Below are 14,588 nucleotides of genomic sequence, written 5' to 3'. Positions count from 1 at the left end.
GGAGCTGCCATGCCGACACACCTCGCCCCGCCGCTGCTGCCGCTGCAATGGAGCAGCGCCTATATCTCCTACTGGACACCGATGCAGGAGGACGATCAGGTCACGTCCGGCTATTGCTGGTTCGACTATGCGCGCAACATCTGCCGCATCGATGGCCTGTTCAATCCCTGGTCGGAAAAGGAACATGGGCACCTGCTGTGGATGTCGGAAATCGGCGATGCCAGGCGCGAACAAAGCCGCAAGCAGAAAGTGGCCTACGCAAGGCAGGCGGAGGCAACTGGCGAGCAGCTGCAGGGCACGGCGCTGGCCGACGAGGTCACGCCGTTCCATGACTTGTTCCTGCCGCAAGCCGTGCTGCTGGACGGCGGCGCGCGTCACGACGGCCGCCACACCGTGCTGGGCCAGGAGGCGGACGCCTGGGTAGTCGAGCGTGCGGGCAAGCCGCCATCGGTCTTTTACCTGGAGACCGGCGGCAACCGCCTGCTGCGCATGGTCACCGGCAATGATCCGCAGCACCTTTCGGTACGCGACTTCCCCAACCTGCTAGTCGGCGACATTCCGGATAGCGTCTTTACGTCTTGCAACACCTGACCAGGATGTGGCGCGCGCCCGAGCCCCATACGGCCCGGGCGCACGCGCGCCTGGCGAGTGTTTTAGTTATTAATCTCGAAGGATATTGCTATGCCGCTGGTTGTTTACATTCTGGGGTTGACGATCTTTTCGTTAACGACATCCGAATTCATGGTGGCGGGCATGATGCCGTCGCTGGCCCTGGCCATGGACGAACCGGTGACACGGATCGGCTACCTGATCTCGCTCTATGCCATGGGCATGGTCGTCGGCGGGCCGCTGAGCACCATTGCCTTGCTCAAACTGCGCGTGCCGAACAAGAAGGGACTGCTGTGGCTGCTGGGCTTTTATATCCTTGCCCAATCCGTCGCCGCGTCGGCCACCAGCTATGACATGCTGGCCATTGCACGCGTGGTCACGGGCGTGGCGGCCGCCACCTGCTTTGGCTTGTCCCTGGCCATTTGTGCCGACATCGTCAACCCCAACGCGCGCGGACGCGCCGCCGCCGTCGTGATCGGCGGCCTCATGCTCGCTTCGGTGGTCGGCGTGCCGGTCGCCACGCTCATCGACCAGCACCTGGGGTGGCGCGCCAGCTTCTGGCTGGTGGTACTGCTGGCGCTCTTGTGCCTGGCACTGATCACCGTGCTGGTGCCGCGCGCCAAGCCGTCCGAAATCGTCAGCCTCGGCAAGGAACTGGGGGAGTTCCGCAACCGCCACCTGTGGGCAGCGTATGCCAGCAGCGGCCTCATCATCGGTGCGATTTTCGCGGCGTTCAGCTACTTTGCGGCCATCCTGACGGAAATTACCGGCTTTCCAGTGTCTTCGATCCCCTGGCTGCTGGGCGTCTATGGCATCGCGAACGTGGTAGGCAATGGCGTGGTCGGCCGTTATGCGGACCGCTACACCACGCCCATCATGGTATGGGGCATGGTCATCCTGAGCATCAGTCTGGCACTGTTCGCGGTCTTTGCGCACGACAAGGCCATCAGCGTCGCCTTGCTGGTCGTCACAGGCCTCGTGGGCATGTCGATGAATCCCGCCATCATCGCCCGCGTGATGAAGACCGCTCATCCCGGGCCGCTGGTCAACACCGTCCATACCTCCATCATCAACATCGGCCTGGGCGCCGGCTCATGGCTCGGCGGCCTCGGCATTGCCGCCGGCTACGGCTTGCGCTCCCCACTGTGGGTCGGCGTCGCGCTGGCAGTGCTTGGATTAATCAGCTTGCTGCCTTACCTCGGGCACAGGTCGCGCGATTCGGTGCTGTCGCATTAACGGTATGCGTGCGGACAGTGGCGCCGAACGTCCCGGCCGCTGCCAGCAAGGCGTGGGTTGCGGCAACGGCGTCGATGGCGCCCTGCTCCGGCTCGTGGACAGCCTGTTCCGGCGTTTGCCGCAACTGTGGTGCTAGCCAGGCAAATCAGGTCCCCGTCACGCCGGACGCGATGCCGCCTGCCTCGACCACGGTGACTTGTGGCCCTTGCTGGCCCGGTGGTAGGCGAGCGACGCGCCGACGATGCCAATGCGTACTGCGCGTTTTGGGTCCTCATGATTCATATCTGTCAATGTTGCTTATCTATTACCTGGCAGAGTCTACCCCAGCCGAGCGCAACTGCAGTGCATAGGCATGGCCATCGACAACTTTGCCTTCCACGATGGCGATATCGGGCACGGCCATTCCCTGCACGAAACCGCAGCGCTCCAGCACGCGGATCGACGCCGCATTGCCGTCGATGGCGTAGGCGCACAGGCTGGCCAGCTGCCATTCGTTTTGCGCCATATCAATCAGATGGCGCAGCGCTGCCGTGGCCAGGCCCTTGGCCGCTTGCTGCGCGCCGATGCGATAGCCGACTTCGGCCGTTTGCGTCTGCCCGTCGATATCCTTGAGGTTGGCGCGCCCGATCAATTGTCCGTGTTCATCGACGATGATGCAGGGGTGCATGCGGCCCTGTGCGTGCTGGTCCAGGAATTGCGCGACGTGGGCATGAATGCCGTCGAGGCTGTAAAAATCGTCGGGGCGGCGGTCGATATGGCGCTCGAACCAGGCCCGGTTGGCTTGCTCGAAGGCCAGCAAGGGCGCGGCGTCATCGGGGCGCAGGGTGCGAATGGTGTGTGTGCTCATGGAGACTCCTGGAAAGGCATGAGTCTAGTGACGCGCCGCCCGGTCCGTCAATCTTGATTCCATCAATCAATATAAAGTGACAGCCGCTACAATGGCCGCCATGAACAACGATCTGTCCGCTGCCGAGGCCGCGCGCCTCTTGAACGTCAGCCTGCCCACCCTGTATTCCTATGTGAGCCGGGGCTTGCTGGCCTCCGTCAGCAACGGTGCATCGCGCCGCAAGCGCTATCCGCAGGAAGACGTGCTGCGCCTGGCGGCCCGCAAGAACGACGCCAAGCGCGGCGGCCAGACGGCCGTGGCCGCCATGCACTGGGGCTTGCCCGTGCTGGAGACGCGCATTTCCCACATTCTCGATGGACGATTGCTGTACCGGGGCTGCGATGCGACGGCATTGGCCGAGTCCGCGACACTGGAAGCGACTGCCGGCCTGCTGTGGGACGATAACCTTAGCGACTATTTTCAGCAGGACGCCCCGGCCCTGCCGCCAGGACTGGCCAGCGCGCCGGACGCGCCGCCGCTGGCGCGCGCCATGCTCGCCCTGGCCATGCTGGCGTCCACGTCCGCGAATCTGCCTGCAAGCATGCTGTCATCCGGTCCCGCCCAGATGCGCATCCTGGCCGCCGCCCTGCTGCAGACGGCGCCGTCCGCCTTGCCGCTGCACCTGCAGCTGGCCTGGGCGTGGCATGCCGATGCGCAGCAAACGGAATTGCTGCGCGCGGCCCTCGTGCTGCTGGCCGACCACGAATTGAATGCCTCGACCTTTGCCGTACGCTGCGTCGCTTCGACGGGCGCCAGCCTGCCCGCCGCGCTGATGGCCGGGTTAGGTGCCTTGTGCGGCGACAAGCACGGCGGCGGCAGCGCGGCGGCCCGGTGCATGTTGACGCAGGCGCTGGCCGCACCGGACGCCAGGGCCGCCATCGGCCAGTATTACAAGACCATCGCACCGGAATTTGCCGGCTTTGGCCATCCGCTGTATCCAGACGGCGACCCGCGCGCCGCGTATCTGCTGGACCGCTTGTCGGTGCTATCGCCCGGACACCCCCATCTGTCCGCCATTCTGTCCGTCTGCGCCACGGCGAGCAAACGGCTCAATGCCCGCCCGAATGCCGACCTGGCGCTGGCCGCCATGGAACTGGCGTTCGGCTGGCCCAAGGGCGCGGGCATGGTGGTGTTTGCGCTGGCCCGCTCGGCCGGCTGGATAGCACATGCCGCCGAGCAAGCCTCCAGCGCGGCACTGATACGGCCACGCGCACGCTACGTGGGGCGCCACCAGCGCGACTGAAAATAGTCGCTTGATTTATTACGCATACGTAGTAGTATACTTCGCATGCGTACCAATACCTCCCCCCAGCCAGACCTTCCCGATGCCGCCTGCCAGCTGGGCGAGCGTTCGCCGCGCCTGTTCAATCTGCTCAACCTGGCCCGGCAGAACCTGTTCCGCTCGGCTGATGCGGTTTTCACCAGCGAACTGGGCTTTTCCGGCACGCAAGTGGTCGCCCTGTTTGCCCTGAAGGGCGAGGAAGGCTGCCAATTGAAGGATCTGGGGCGGGCATTGCAGCTGAAAAACTCGGCCGTAACGGGCCTGGTGGCGCGCATGGAAGAAAACGGCCTGATCGTGCGGGGCCAGTCGGCGCTCGACGCGCGCGCCGGCACCCTGCACATGTCGGCCAAGGGCGGCGAGGTGCTGGCCCATGCCCTGCCCCTGCTCGACAGCCTGAATGAACAACTGAAAGCCGGTTTCAGCGAGGAAGAACTGGCCATCGTCGCCCGCTTCCTGCTGCACGCCTCGCGCCTGCGTTTTACGCAGGACGTCTGATTCATCCCCCCATCACCACCACAGGAGTTACCCATGCACCCGAAAGACATGACAGGTTTGCAACTGATGCAAGCGTTCGCGCAAGGCCTGTTCCCCCGGCCCGGCATTTCCAAGACCATGCCCATGGATGCTCACACGATCGAGCCCGGCCGCGTGATCTTCACGGCCACGGCGAATGAAAACCATACGAATCCCATGGGCGGCGTGCACGGCGGTTTCGCCGCCACCGTGCTCGACACGGTCACGGGCTGCGCCACGCACACGGTCTTGCCGGCCGGCGAAAGCTATGGCACGACGGACCTGAACATCAAGATGTGCCGCCCCCTGCCCTTCAACGTGACGGTCTTTGCGGAAGGCAAGGTCATCAATGCGGGCCGCAACCTGGTCATTTCCGAAGGCACGATCCGCGACGAAGCCGGCAAAGTGTACGCGCACGCGACGGCCACCTGCATGATCATCCGTCCCCGGGAACAAGCGGCCGCGTGATACGGCCCGGCAGCATCGCGAAAGCCTGGCATGTGCTGCAGGCAATACCCGAATTCGACCAGCGGCGCAGTTGCAGGAACGGCTGCCCGCCAGCGCGCTGGTGCTCATCGCGGAAGCGGACGGACGGCCCGTCGGCTGCAAGCTGGGATATCCAGCAGAAGATGGTAGGCTGTATAGCTGGCCCGGCCAGCGTCAGCGCCAGTCGGGAACTGCATCGCGGCGCTGGCCGTATGCCACCAGACTCAGCCAGAATCCGCTGTATCGACGAGTATTCCGATCAAATAGCTGGGCTATCATCTGCAGGGAGTCGCCTTGCTTCCAGCATTCCCACATCAAGGCCTTCTGGCTCTCGGTATAATAAATTCGTGGTTTCTGTTTCATCTTCAACACTCCTGTAACCTAGGCGTTTAGGTTAGAGTGTTGCGACCACCGATTGAATCCGCAACCAGAAGCTGCCTCTCGCAATCTACGATTGAATACATCAGGTATAAGAAAAGATGAAAAATTCGCTCCTCATGCTTGCTTTTATATCTTTATTCGGCGGCTGTTCTCATGCCGCACTTACAGAAGATACCGGGTCAGTTGGCATTACCGGTGGTGTAGAAGCAGAGCATGAAGCTCTCGGTAATGGCAAACATATGTTGGTAGTGACAGCATCACCGGCGCTAGCTGAAACTGAGGGTTCAATTGAGCAGCGCATATTCATTCACGCGCAACGCGAAGCTGCGCGAATCTGCCCAAGAAAATTTGAGTTTGTTACAAATCCGAATGGCGTCGCTCCTCTTGCAGCGGGTTTTATGAAGCGTTCACGTAGCTACGTATTTTCTTGCGCGTGAAATTGTGCTGCAGGAGGATTTTATGTCTCGGTCGGTACCCGGCCACAAGCAGACAGCCAGTACCTTACTTTAACCTCATCAGATTTGTAATGACCTCAACGTTCGCATTCTCACCGGATTCATTTTGGCTACGTATTCAGGCACAAGTAGAAACTATTTCGATACAGCCGTTTGTCACGTCCTTCGGAGAGACTGACGAATTGCTTTGTTATGTGGGCGAGACTTTGCTTGGCAAGCTTGTGAAGTGTGGCGACGGTGAGGGAAAAGTGATTGCTCTGCTGCCGACACTTGACCGTAAGCGTGCATATCTTTGGCCAAGCCCAGATATGTTTTTGCAAGCGTTGTTGCATGTTCTGCGCTACGAATCCAACGCTGCTTGTCCTGTGAGCGTGATACCGACCAAGACAAGGTGTTGACCCTGACCGAGTATCATGACGTCGCCGCTGCGCTGACTCAGGTGGTTAAATTTAGCAAAGATGGGGCGGGAACGTGCCCAACATTTCTATATCAGAAACTGTGATGCCGGCTCCGGCCAAATCCAGACGTTCACAAGAGACTCGAACTTGTAAAAGTTAAAACAAAATGTGATTACAATACCTTAATAAGATACTTTTTGATGCTATCGCATCTGCGGTGGACTTGGATGACCCTGTCGAGCAATTTTTAGCTCAGCAACTCATGATTGAGGCGATAGGAAGAGTGATTTTACAATTGCCTGAGGCTGCTAAGTCAGTCGCCGCTGTGGCGAATCGATTCATCACCGGCGCGGCGACGGCTGAGGAAGTCATTGCTGAGCGCGTACGCCTCTGGCGAGCAAGTGAAGGGCGCGATCAATCGGACGAGCCAGACGTTTTGAAAATAAGAACTGCCATATGCGTCTTGCATCCTATGGATATGGACGCTTCTGCCGAAACATCAGAGTATTTTTTTGCGTTTTGGCAGCAAGGAGGCTTGGCGCAGGCTGAGCTTGAGGCCGCCGTTCACAACAAGTATGGCATTTGAGGTGGCTTCTTCCGGCCAGGAGCGGACGTCCAAACCTGACGTGACAAGAGATCATCTATTTTAAATTTACACCAGAGGTTGCATGCGAAATTGTCAAAGCGGAAGCTACTTTACGGCTTGTCTGAACATTCGGCCAACGTTACCATTCGAAGCCACGGTTGTCGTTCTGGCCGAGGCACTTGGCATCAGGTTCTCGCCTGACGAGGAAGGGAAATACGAAGAATATCCGGCGTATCGCGCCTTCGCGCTTGGACTGGAAATCGCTCTGTTGGCGCCTCCACCGCCGGATATAGATACGCGGGAGATACGCGACAACTGTTTTCAGCTAATTATCGATACCTGCGCGGACGTATCCGACGGCGGTGCTGACGTGGATCTGAGCGCTCTTATTGCGGCGCAATTAAGCTCCGCCACTGAGCTGGAAATTGAGCGTGTCGACGTAGCCCCTGCGTAATCCCCCAGGGCGCTGCGCCCGCATGGATGTCCGCTGAAGGCGCACTGCAAGGTCTTGCCGGATGCCCTCAGCCCGCCGCCTTCTTCCCCTTCAACAAACTCCCCGCCGCATTTTCCTCGAAACGCCCCGCCTCTTCTATATAGCCATGCACGGTGCCGTCGTGGCGCCAGCCGCCCTGGCGCTTGATGGCCTGGAAATCGGCGCCGGCGCGGTGCGCGCTGGTGGCCATGCCGCGGCGCAGGCTGTGGCTCGATAGTTCCGGCACGTAATCGAGCCCGGCCAGCCGGGCGCAGCCTTCCAATATCGTGTTGATGCTGCTCGCGTGCAATCCTTTTCCTCCCACATGGCCCCACTGGTTGACGGTGCGCAAGAGCGGCCCGGCGGCGATGCCCGCCACGCCCAGCCAGGCGCGCAGGGCCGTGGCCGGGCAGCAGATGCCGTCGCCGAACGGGATCGCCTTGACGATGCCTTCCCCCAGTTGATCCGTTTTCGAACGGGGCAAGGTGATCACCAGGCCTTGCGGCTCCCAGCGGATGTCTTCCAGCTTCAAACTCACCAGTTCGCTGCGGCGGAAAGCGCCAAAAAAGCCCAGCTGCAGCAAGGCGCTGTCGCGCAAGGCCTTGTTGGTGCCCAGGGCGGCCAGCCTGGCGACGATCAACTCCAGGTCTTCCAGCGGCAGCGCCCTCGCCTTCTTTTTCGGCTTGCCGTGCAGGCGCGCGATGCCGGCCAGGGTCTTGCGCACGGTGGGCGTGGACGCGGGATCGGCAAAGCCCTGGTACATATGCCATTGCGACAGCGCCGTCAGGCGCAGGGCCAGGGTGCGCGCGTTCAGGCTGTCCGCATAGGCCATCAGGTAGCGGATGACGGTGGACTCGTCGGCGGGCAGCGTCCCGCCCCAGGCCTGGAAGTGGCGGATGGCGGAACGGTAGGTGCGGCGCGTGTTGTCGGACGTGGCCGCGGCTAAAAAGGCCTGGTGGCGCGCGGCCAGCTCGGCATCGACGAGGGCGCCGCGTAACGGCACGGGAGCCAAGGCGGCGTTTTTGGGCACGGCGATACGGCGTTTCGGGACAGGCAAATCGGGCATGGCGGCGGCGAAATCGGGATTTTGTACTGGGAGACACACAGAATAGCATGCAAAGCACCCCTATAACACGCGATAAGCGATCTTATCGTGCTTTATATTTTTCAAAAACGATGAAAATTTATATCGTAATATTATGCGATATTACGTATCATGTAATACGTTACTAAATTTCGCTCATAGGTGATTTCATGGCCCGGACCGGCATTCTGTACTCTGATGTTATGAAAGCAGCCCAAATCGTCACTGCCGATGGGCGCAATCCCACGGTCGACAATGTGCGCGAAGCGCTGGGCAGCACGGGCAGCAAGAGCACCATCGCACCCTTGCTCAAGCGCTGGAAGGAAGAGTTTCAGGGCGCGGGCGCCGTGAAAACGGAGTCAGGCTTGCCGGCCGAACTGATGGAAGCGATGCGCGGCGTCTATGAAAAGCAGCAGCGCGACGTGGCGCAGCAACTGGAAAAGGGCATGCAGCAGAACCGCGCCGAACTGGACGCGGCGCTGGAAAAACTCAAGAAGACGGAAAGCGAACGATTAAAACTGACGGAGGCGCGCGCCGCCCTCACCCAGGAATTGCGCGCCACCCAGCATGCGCTGGCGCAACTGAAGGAAGAACACCATTTCCGCGCCGTCACGCTGGCGACCTTGCACAGCGACAATGCGGGCCTGACGCAGCGCCTGGCCGACCGGGGCGAGGAAATCGCGGCCCTGAACCGCCAGCTGGCGCAGGTGCGCTCGCAGTTCGACCATTACCAGGAAGCGGCCGCGATCCAGCGCAGCGAGGAACGGGCGCAGGCGCAGCAACGGATCAGCCGTCTGGAGCAGGATAACGCGCAGCTGCAGCAGCGCCTGCAAGGCCAGCAGGCGACCCTGGTGCAGCAGGACATGCGGTTGGCGCAGCTGCAGGCCGAACACGCGCGCCTGGCTGATGAAGCGGCCGCCGACCGCGAGGCGCTGGCCACCGTGCGTCCCGAGCGCGACCAGTTTGAATTTCAATATTTGCAGGCGGCCGCCTCGGCCGACGCCCTGCTGGCCAAGCTGGACACGGCCTTGCTGGCGCTGAACGACGCCAAGGTGGCGCTGGCTGCACAGGACAGACAGCTCGACATGCTGGCGGAAAATAGCCAGGCAGCGCAGCAGCGCGCCGAAGCGCTGACGCTGGAACGCGATACCTTGCTGCGCGACAATGCCGGCATGGCGGCCAGGCTGGCCCTGCTCATGGATAGCCAGGAGAAACGCGCTGTTTGAGCTTGTCTACATGGTATGGGATCTCTATGACGGTCGCGGAACGGGCCTGGCCAGCGCTCAAGGCTTGCCCCAGTATTTCGCCTGCCAGATGACGGCCGACGGGACGAGTACGCACAGCATTTCACCTTGACACCGATCAACGCGACGCTGCTGGCGCTGGCAACTGAGCAATGAGACATCTTCCGCCGCCGGGAGCTGCAATTTCAAACGGGCACCGTCGCACTGGACAGCCATCGCGGACACCGTGGCGTCGACGTCCGCCAGGATGCGCTCGAGGACGCCATCCAGGCTGCCCTGGTGCCGCTGCTGCGGCAAAGCCGCCCTGTGCCCCGCTTTTTACATCTTTTCCTGGATGCCGCCGAGACCAAACCGTGCCGCCAGTATCAAGCAGGCCGGCGGCGCGCCAGCACCAGGCCGAGCGCCGTATCGGGAAACTTGCGCCATCGCCTGGGCGGCGTGGCACGCACGCGATTCTCGACCGCTGCCAACTGCTCGGCGTCGTCCGCTTTCAGGGTGGACGCCAATAGTTGCTCTTGCGTATGTCTCTCCATGCGATTCGCCCGTGCCTTGGCGGCGTGAATCGCCTTGCGCGAGGATTTACTGTTTTCGTCATAAGTATTGCGGCGGTCTTTGGCGTAACTGAGGTGTTTCTTTTCTTGTGGCGTTTTCATGGGCTACAAACGGCGGTTCAGCACGCTGTCGATATCGTGGGTTTTCAGCTCGGCCTGGACCGCGCCATCCTGCAGCCAATAACCTTCGCCTCCCCGTTGCAGCGCGTCCATGTCGAGCGCGCCCAAGGTTGGCGCGATGGCGCCGGCAAGCAAGGCCGCCGCGTCGTCCCATGCCGCATACAACAGTTTTAGGTACCAGCCGTCGTCGTGCGCAAAGGCGAGAAAGCGGCTGCGCAAGGCGGCAGGCGGCGTGAGCGCGCCACGATGGTCAAGCATCGCGGCCACGTCCGCATCGCCGGGGGCCGGCGGCGCGCCCTGCCAATCGGCCCAGGCGTGGCTGCCCCAGGCATGGATATCTTCATGCGCCAGCGCTGGCAATTGCTGCCGCGCCAGGGTCTGGTAGCCGGCAGGTTTCCTGGGCGTCCCGGCGCTGCCCTTGCGCAGCACGATGCCGTCCGCGTCCAGGAGCGCGGGGATGACATCGTTGAATTCGATGCCGGAGGCGACCAGCATGCGCGCGGCCGGGTCGTGCCAGATATACAGATAATGTCTCAAGTGTTCGTCCGTTTTGGTTTTGGCGCCGTATTTGCGGCCACGGCGGCGCGTATCAACGCCTTGAACGCCGCGGTATCGAGATGCTCGCCTTCGTGGATGTCGATGGCCCGGCGCGTGTTGCCGTCCAGGCTGGAATTGAACAGGCCGGCCGGATCGGGCAAGACGGCGCCCTTGGCGAAGGTGAGTTTCACGGCCAGTTTATACGTTTCGCCCGTGCAAATCATGCCCGCATGCGACCAGACGGGCACGCCGCGCCATTTGACTTCTTCGACCACGTCCGGGTCCGCCTGGTGGATCAGCGCGCGCACGGCGGCCAGGGTCTTGCCGCGCCAGTCCGCCAGCGAGGCGATTTTCGCGTCGATCTGGCTGGCTGCCGGTTCGGTGCCTGCCGCTTCCCCGGCGGGCGGCGTACTTGTTGCGGCTTTTTTCATGGTTCACGTCTCCTTCCTGTGCGCTTGTCTTACTGCGCAGGATCGGCCATGCAGTTGGCAAGCGAAGCAATGAATTGGTCGCGCAAGGCCTGGTATTGGGCGTCCGTGGCAAAGTCGCGCGGGTCGGCCGGCTGGTTCAGCACGTAGGCGCTGGCGACCGTGCCGCTGGCGGCATGCAGCAGCGTATAGAAACTGATAATGCCCGGTGTCTTCGCGATGCTGGCGTTATTCAATCCTAGCACTTCCACGCCCTGGCGCGCGTCCGTTTCCAGCGGCACCTGATGCGGCGGCTTGCTGCTGGCCGACATCTCCTGCATTTGCGCCACGATGGTCTCGCGGTCGGCGGCAAACTGGCCTGCGGCGCTGCGCTCGATCTTCAGATTCGCGAGGGGCAAGCTGCTCTTGCGGAACAGCATCAGCCGGTAGCCATCGGCCGTCGAGACCCGGCGCTCCCCCGCCGCCATCTTGACGACGCGCGTGGTCGCGCTGGCCGGCAAGCGGTCCTGCGTTTTGAACTGGAACTCGCTGCGGTTGATGCATTGCGCCAGCGGCGCCAGAAGATCGGCCGTGCGGTCCTGGGCGTGGGCGGCCTGCGCGGCGAGCAGCACGGGGATGGCAAGCAAATGGCGGAGTTTCATGGGGTGCAATCATTTCATCGGGTCACAGTGACGCGAGCATAACCGGCCACGTTGCCAAAAGGCAAATGTTTAGTTTCCATCCTCTAAATACCCGTGGGAATAGCTTCTTAATATGAAATTCACCTGGCCCGCGTAGCATTCAAATTGGCAAGGCTCTCATTGTGCAGCGCCTGCCATTTTCCGGCAGAACCATGAATGACATCGCTTTGACCTTGCACCACGGCGCCGCCGTGCCGCCCGCCACGCCACCCGCAGTGCCACTATATTCCGCCAGCGGCCACCGCCTGAAAGCGGCCTTGGGCGCGCTCTTCTTTCCCCGCCAGCGCACGCGTTGGCACGCCTTCCTCGGCAGCATGCCGGGCTTGAACTCGCTGGCGCAGCTGCATCCCTGCCTGCGCTTCAAGATTTACCGCCCATACGCGTCGCGCCGGCTCGGTTGCGCGGATCGCCTGGCCTTGCTGGAAGGACATTACCGCTTCCTGTGGCAAGCGGGTGCGCGTGCGCTGGTCGAACGGGCCGCGCGCGAACCCGTGGTGCTGGCCGCGTTCGACGGCAAGGATGGGGCGCAACACCGTTTGCAGCTGACGGCCATCCACGACAGCTACCGCGAGGGCGAACTGTGCCTGCGCCTGACGCGCGACGGCCTGCCCCTGTACCTGGCCAGCTTTCTGTTCGTGCCGCGCGCCGATGGCGTCTCGCTGCAGCTGGGCGCGCTGCAAGGCTTGCGCTCGGAAGCGGGCAAGCTGGCCGTCAAGGACGCCACGCGGGCGCTGCACGGTTGTCGTCCGAAAAACCTGATGGTGACGGCATTGCGCGACTTTGGCGATTTTTTTGCCTGCACCAACCTGTTCTTGATCAGCAACGACAACCGCATCGCCCTGAATGCGCGCCGGCGGCGCCATATCGCCGCCGATTACGACCTGGCGTGGCAGGAATTGCATGCCTTGCGCATGCGCGACGGCAATTATCACTTGCCCTGCGCGGCTTACCGCGTGCCGGATCTGGCCGGGGTGCCATCGAAGAAACGGGCCGATGCGCGCCGGCGCGGTGAATTGCTGCTCGGCATGGCCGCCGACATGCGCGCGCAGCTGGCGGCCATGATCGCCGCACCATCTTGCCAAAACGGCTATCTTGCCAGTGATGCTGTTATGCTGTATTCCCACCAATCACTTTCCTGACGGAATCGACGATGCCTCCACGCTTACGCACCCTGCTGCTGCCCCTCCTGTCCCTGTCCGGCGGTGCCGCCTTGGCCGCGCCCACCCTCGACGCGGCCATGCGGGAACGGGCGGAAACATTGGTGCGTGACGGCAAGCATGCGAGCCTGGTCATCGCCGTGATCGACGGCAAGGACAGCGCCGTGTACGGCTTTGGCCGCGTGCGGCCCGGCGACCAGGGCGTGCCCGATGCCGACACCGTGTATGAAATCGGCTCCGTGACGAAAACCATGACGGGCTTGCTGCTGGCCGACGCCGTCGTGGCGGGCAAAGCGCAACTGGATCAACCGGTGGCCGAACTGCTGCCCGCCTACGCCATCCCCGCGCTGACGGGCCAGAAAATTACCGTGGGCCAGCTGGCCACGCACTTTTCCGGCTTGCCCCGCCTGCCCGCCAACCTGGCGCCGGCGGACATGGCCAATCCTTACGCCGGCTATGGCGAGGCGCAGCTGCGCACCTTTTTGGCCGGCCATGCGCTGGCGCGCGCGCCGGGCGCCGCGTATGAATACTCGAACCTCGCGTATGGCTTGCTGGGCACGGCCCTGGCCACGCAAGCCAATATGTCTTACGAAGAACTGCTGCAAGCGCGCATTTTCCGGCCGCTGGGCATGGCCAGCAGCTCGGCAGTGACGACGCCCGCCCTGCGCGCGCGGCTGGCGCCCGGCCACCTGGCCGATGGCAAGCCGGCCGCGAACTGGGATTTCCAGGCCATCGCGGGGGCCGGCGCCGTGCGCTCCAGCGCGCGCGACATGATTGCCTACATGCAATCGTACATGCGAGCGGCCAGTCCAGCACAGCAACTGGCCGTGCAGCCGCGCCGGGTACTCGTCGGCGAAGGCGATGGCGACGGCGTGAAAAAGATCGGCCTGGCGTGGATGCTCGACCAGGTCAAGGGCCAGCCTTTCGCCTGGCATAACGGGCAGACGGGCGGCTATGCCAGCTTTGCCGGTTCCACGCTGGACGGCAAGCGGGGCGTGGTGGTACTGAGCAGCACGGCGCGCGACGTCGACGCCCTGGGCGTGGGCGTGCTGCTGCCCGGCAGCCTGCCGCCGCCGAATGCCCCGGCGCCGAAGGAAATCGCCATCGCCCCGTCCGAACTGGCGCAATATGCGGGCCAGTATGCGCTGGCGCCCACGTTTGTCCTCAGCGTGCGCCAGGGTCCCGACGGCTTGCTGGTGGCGCCACGGGCCAGCCCGAAGCGCCCGTATATGCCAGCGCGAAGGACACCTTCTTTTACAAGGTGGTCGAAGCGCAACTGGTATTCCAGCGCGACGCCCAGGGTGCCATCACGGGCGTCGTCCTGCACCAGAACGGCCAGGCCATGCCGGGCAAGCGCAAACCTTAGCAAAGCGGTAAAAGTAGCATAAAACTCAGGCGCCCTTCATGTTGGCGCCGTATGCTTCCCAGGGCATGCCAGCCACCTTATCCAGGTGCCGGCGTGCATACAGCCCACCCTGGACAA

At 62.6% G+C, this 14,588-nt stretch carries 19 protein-coding genes and 1 pseudogene; 13 read left to right on the top strand and 7 right to left on the bottom strand.

The features are described 5' to 3' along the window. Positions 1 to 9: 9 nt before the first annotated feature. From vioE to JAB4_RS30945, 3 genes are all read left to right on the top strand, one after another. On the top strand, positions 10 to 591 hold the full coding sequence (gene vioE / locus JAB4_RS15895) for a violacein biosynthesis enzyme VioE (protein WP_070218764.1): 582 nt from the start codon (positions 10 to 12) through the stop codon (positions 589 to 591). A gap of 90 nt (positions 592 to 681) precedes the next feature. After that, positions 682 to 1,845: an MFS transporter gene (locus tag JAB4_RS15890; protein ID WP_070218763.1), complete on the top strand. Its 1,164-nt coding sequence runs from the start codon at positions 682 to 684 to the stop codon at positions 1,843 to 1,845. Between the two features lie 4 nt (positions 1,846 to 1,849). Further along, on the top strand, positions 1,850 to 1,981 hold the full coding sequence (locus tag JAB4_RS30945) for a hypothetical protein (protein WP_265334662.1): 132 nt from the start codon (positions 1,850 to 1,852) through the stop codon (positions 1,979 to 1,981). 168 nt (positions 1,982 to 2,149) lie between these two features. Here JAB4_RS30945 and JAB4_RS15885 read toward each other — a convergent pair whose 3' ends face one another. Then, positions 2,150 to 2,692 carry a GNAT family N-acetyltransferase gene (locus JAB4_RS15885; protein WP_070218762.1) on the bottom strand — a complete coding sequence of 181 codons (543 nt, stop codon included), beginning with the start codon at positions 2,690 to 2,692 and terminating at the stop codon, positions 2,150 to 2,152. A gap of 100 nt (positions 2,693 to 2,792) precedes the next feature. On the opposite strand from JAB4_RS15885, the gene JAB4_RS15880 reads away from it, so the two are divergent. From JAB4_RS15880 to JAB4_RS15870, 3 genes are read left to right on the top strand one after another with little or no spacing between them, the layout of a single operon-like run. Then, the gene (locus JAB4_RS15880) at positions 2,793 to 3,974 is read left to right on the top strand and encodes a citrate synthase family protein (RefSeq protein WP_083287119.1); all 1,182 of its coding nucleotides are present in this window, start codon (positions 2,793 to 2,795) and stop codon (positions 3,972 to 3,974) included. Positions 3,975 to 4,019: 45 nt separating this feature from the next. Continuing rightward, complete coding sequence (locus tag JAB4_RS15875) at positions 4,020 to 4,508, top strand: MarR family winged helix-turn-helix transcriptional regulator (RefSeq protein WP_083287105.1); 489 nt, start codon at positions 4,020 to 4,022, stop codon at positions 4,506 to 4,508. A gap of 33 nt (positions 4,509 to 4,541) precedes the next feature. Further along, the gene (locus JAB4_RS15870; protein ID WP_070218760.1) at positions 4,542 to 4,994 is read left to right on the top strand and encodes a PaaI family thioesterase; all 453 of its coding nucleotides are present in this window, start codon (positions 4,542 to 4,544) and stop codon (positions 4,992 to 4,994) included. 184 nt (positions 4,995 to 5,178) lie between these two features. On the opposite strand, the pseudogene JAB4_RS15865 reads toward JAB4_RS15870, so the two are convergent. After that, positions 5,179 to 5,375: pseudogene (locus tag JAB4_RS15865) on the bottom strand (IS30 family transposase); the annotation flags it as partial. 116 nt (positions 5,376 to 5,491) lie between these two features. On the opposite strand from JAB4_RS15865, the gene JAB4_RS15860 reads away from it, so the two are divergent. The 4 genes from JAB4_RS15860 to JAB4_RS15845 all read left to right on the top strand — a co-directional run bounded on the left by JAB4_RS15860 (position 5,492) and on the right by JAB4_RS15845 (position 7,286). Next, positions 5,492 to 5,830 (top strand): hypothetical protein, encoded by a 339-nt coding sequence (locus JAB4_RS15860; RefSeq protein WP_139143639.1) that lies wholly within the window; start codon positions 5,492 to 5,494, stop codon positions 5,828 to 5,830. Between the two features lie 89 nt (positions 5,831 to 5,919). Beyond that, the gene (locus JAB4_RS15855; protein ID WP_139143638.1) at positions 5,920 to 6,246 is read left to right on the top strand and encodes a hypothetical protein; all 327 of its coding nucleotides are present in this window, start codon (positions 5,920 to 5,922) and stop codon (positions 6,244 to 6,246) included. A gap of 223 nt (positions 6,247 to 6,469) precedes the next feature. Further along, the gene (locus JAB4_RS15850) at positions 6,470 to 6,832 is read left to right on the top strand and encodes a hypothetical protein (protein WP_139143637.1); all 363 of its coding nucleotides are present in this window, start codon (positions 6,470 to 6,472) and stop codon (positions 6,830 to 6,832) included. A gap of 82 nt (positions 6,833 to 6,914) precedes the next feature. Beyond that, positions 6,915 to 7,286 (top strand): hypothetical protein, encoded by a 372-nt coding sequence (locus tag JAB4_RS15845; protein WP_070218757.1) that lies wholly within the window; start codon positions 6,915 to 6,917, stop codon positions 7,284 to 7,286. Between the two features lie 67 nt (positions 7,287 to 7,353). Here the strand turns inward: JAB4_RS15845 and JAB4_RS15840 are convergent, their stop codons facing one another. After that, entirely contained in the window at positions 7,354 to 8,370 is a 1,017-nt protein-coding gene (locus JAB4_RS15840; protein WP_083287104.1) for a site-specific integrase, read from the bottom strand. A 221-nt stretch (positions 8,371 to 8,591) separates the two neighbouring features. Here JAB4_RS15840 and JAB4_RS15835 point away from each other — a divergent pair, with 221 nt between their 5' ends. Continuing rightward, the gene (locus JAB4_RS15835; protein WP_254670434.1) at positions 8,592 to 9,614 is read left to right on the top strand and encodes a DNA-binding protein; all 1,023 of its coding nucleotides are present in this window, start codon (positions 8,592 to 8,594) and stop codon (positions 9,612 to 9,614) included. A 383-nt stretch (positions 9,615 to 9,997) separates the two neighbouring features. Here the strand turns inward: JAB4_RS15835 and JAB4_RS15830 are convergent, their stop codons facing one another. The 4 genes from JAB4_RS15830 to JAB4_RS15815 are packed head-to-tail and all read right to left on the bottom strand — an operon-like array spanning position 9,998 to position 11,909. Continuing rightward, complete coding sequence (locus tag JAB4_RS15830) at positions 9,998 to 10,285, bottom strand: hypothetical protein (RefSeq protein ID WP_070218754.1); 288 nt, start codon at positions 10,283 to 10,285, stop codon at positions 9,998 to 10,000. Between the two features lie 3 nt (positions 10,286 to 10,288). Next, on the bottom strand, positions 10,289 to 10,840 hold the full coding sequence (locus JAB4_RS15825; RefSeq protein WP_070218753.1) for a hypothetical protein: 552 nt from the start codon (positions 10,838 to 10,840) through the stop codon (positions 10,289 to 10,291). Then, positions 10,837 to 11,271, bottom strand: coding sequence for a DUF1801 domain-containing protein (locus JAB4_RS15820; RefSeq protein ID WP_070218752.1), 435 nt, complete (start codon positions 11,269 to 11,271; stop codon positions 10,837 to 10,839). The genes JAB4_RS15825 and JAB4_RS15820 overlap by 4 nt, the downstream gene beginning before the upstream one ends. A gap of 29 nt (positions 11,272 to 11,300) precedes the next feature. Continuing rightward, positions 11,301 to 11,909: a hypothetical protein gene (locus tag JAB4_RS15815; protein ID WP_070218751.1), complete on the bottom strand. Its 609-nt coding sequence runs from the start codon at positions 11,907 to 11,909 to the stop codon at positions 11,301 to 11,303. Between the two features lie 191 nt (positions 11,910 to 12,100). Here JAB4_RS15815 and JAB4_RS15810 point away from each other — a divergent pair, with 191 nt between their 5' ends. Both JAB4_RS15810 and JAB4_RS15805 read left to right on the top strand, forming a co-directional pair. Beyond that, on the top strand, positions 12,101 to 13,087 hold the full coding sequence (locus JAB4_RS15810; protein WP_139143636.1) for a DUF535 family protein: 987 nt from the start codon (positions 12,101 to 12,103) through the stop codon (positions 13,085 to 13,087). 11 nt (positions 13,088 to 13,098) lie between these two features. Then, a complete protein-coding gene (locus tag JAB4_RS15805) occupies positions 13,099 to 14,493 on the top strand; it encodes a serine hydrolase domain-containing protein (protein ID WP_070218749.1) in 1,395 nt (464 codons plus the stop codon). Positions 14,494 to 14,588 lie beyond the last annotated feature (95 nt).

The organism is Janthinobacterium sp. HH102, from assembly GCF_001758625.2.
Lineage (GTDB): Bacteria > Pseudomonadota > Gammaproteobacteria > Burkholderiales > Burkholderiaceae_D > Janthinobacterium.
Note: the sequence above shows the minus strand (reverse complement) of the source record. Positions and strands in the feature narration are given on the sequence as shown.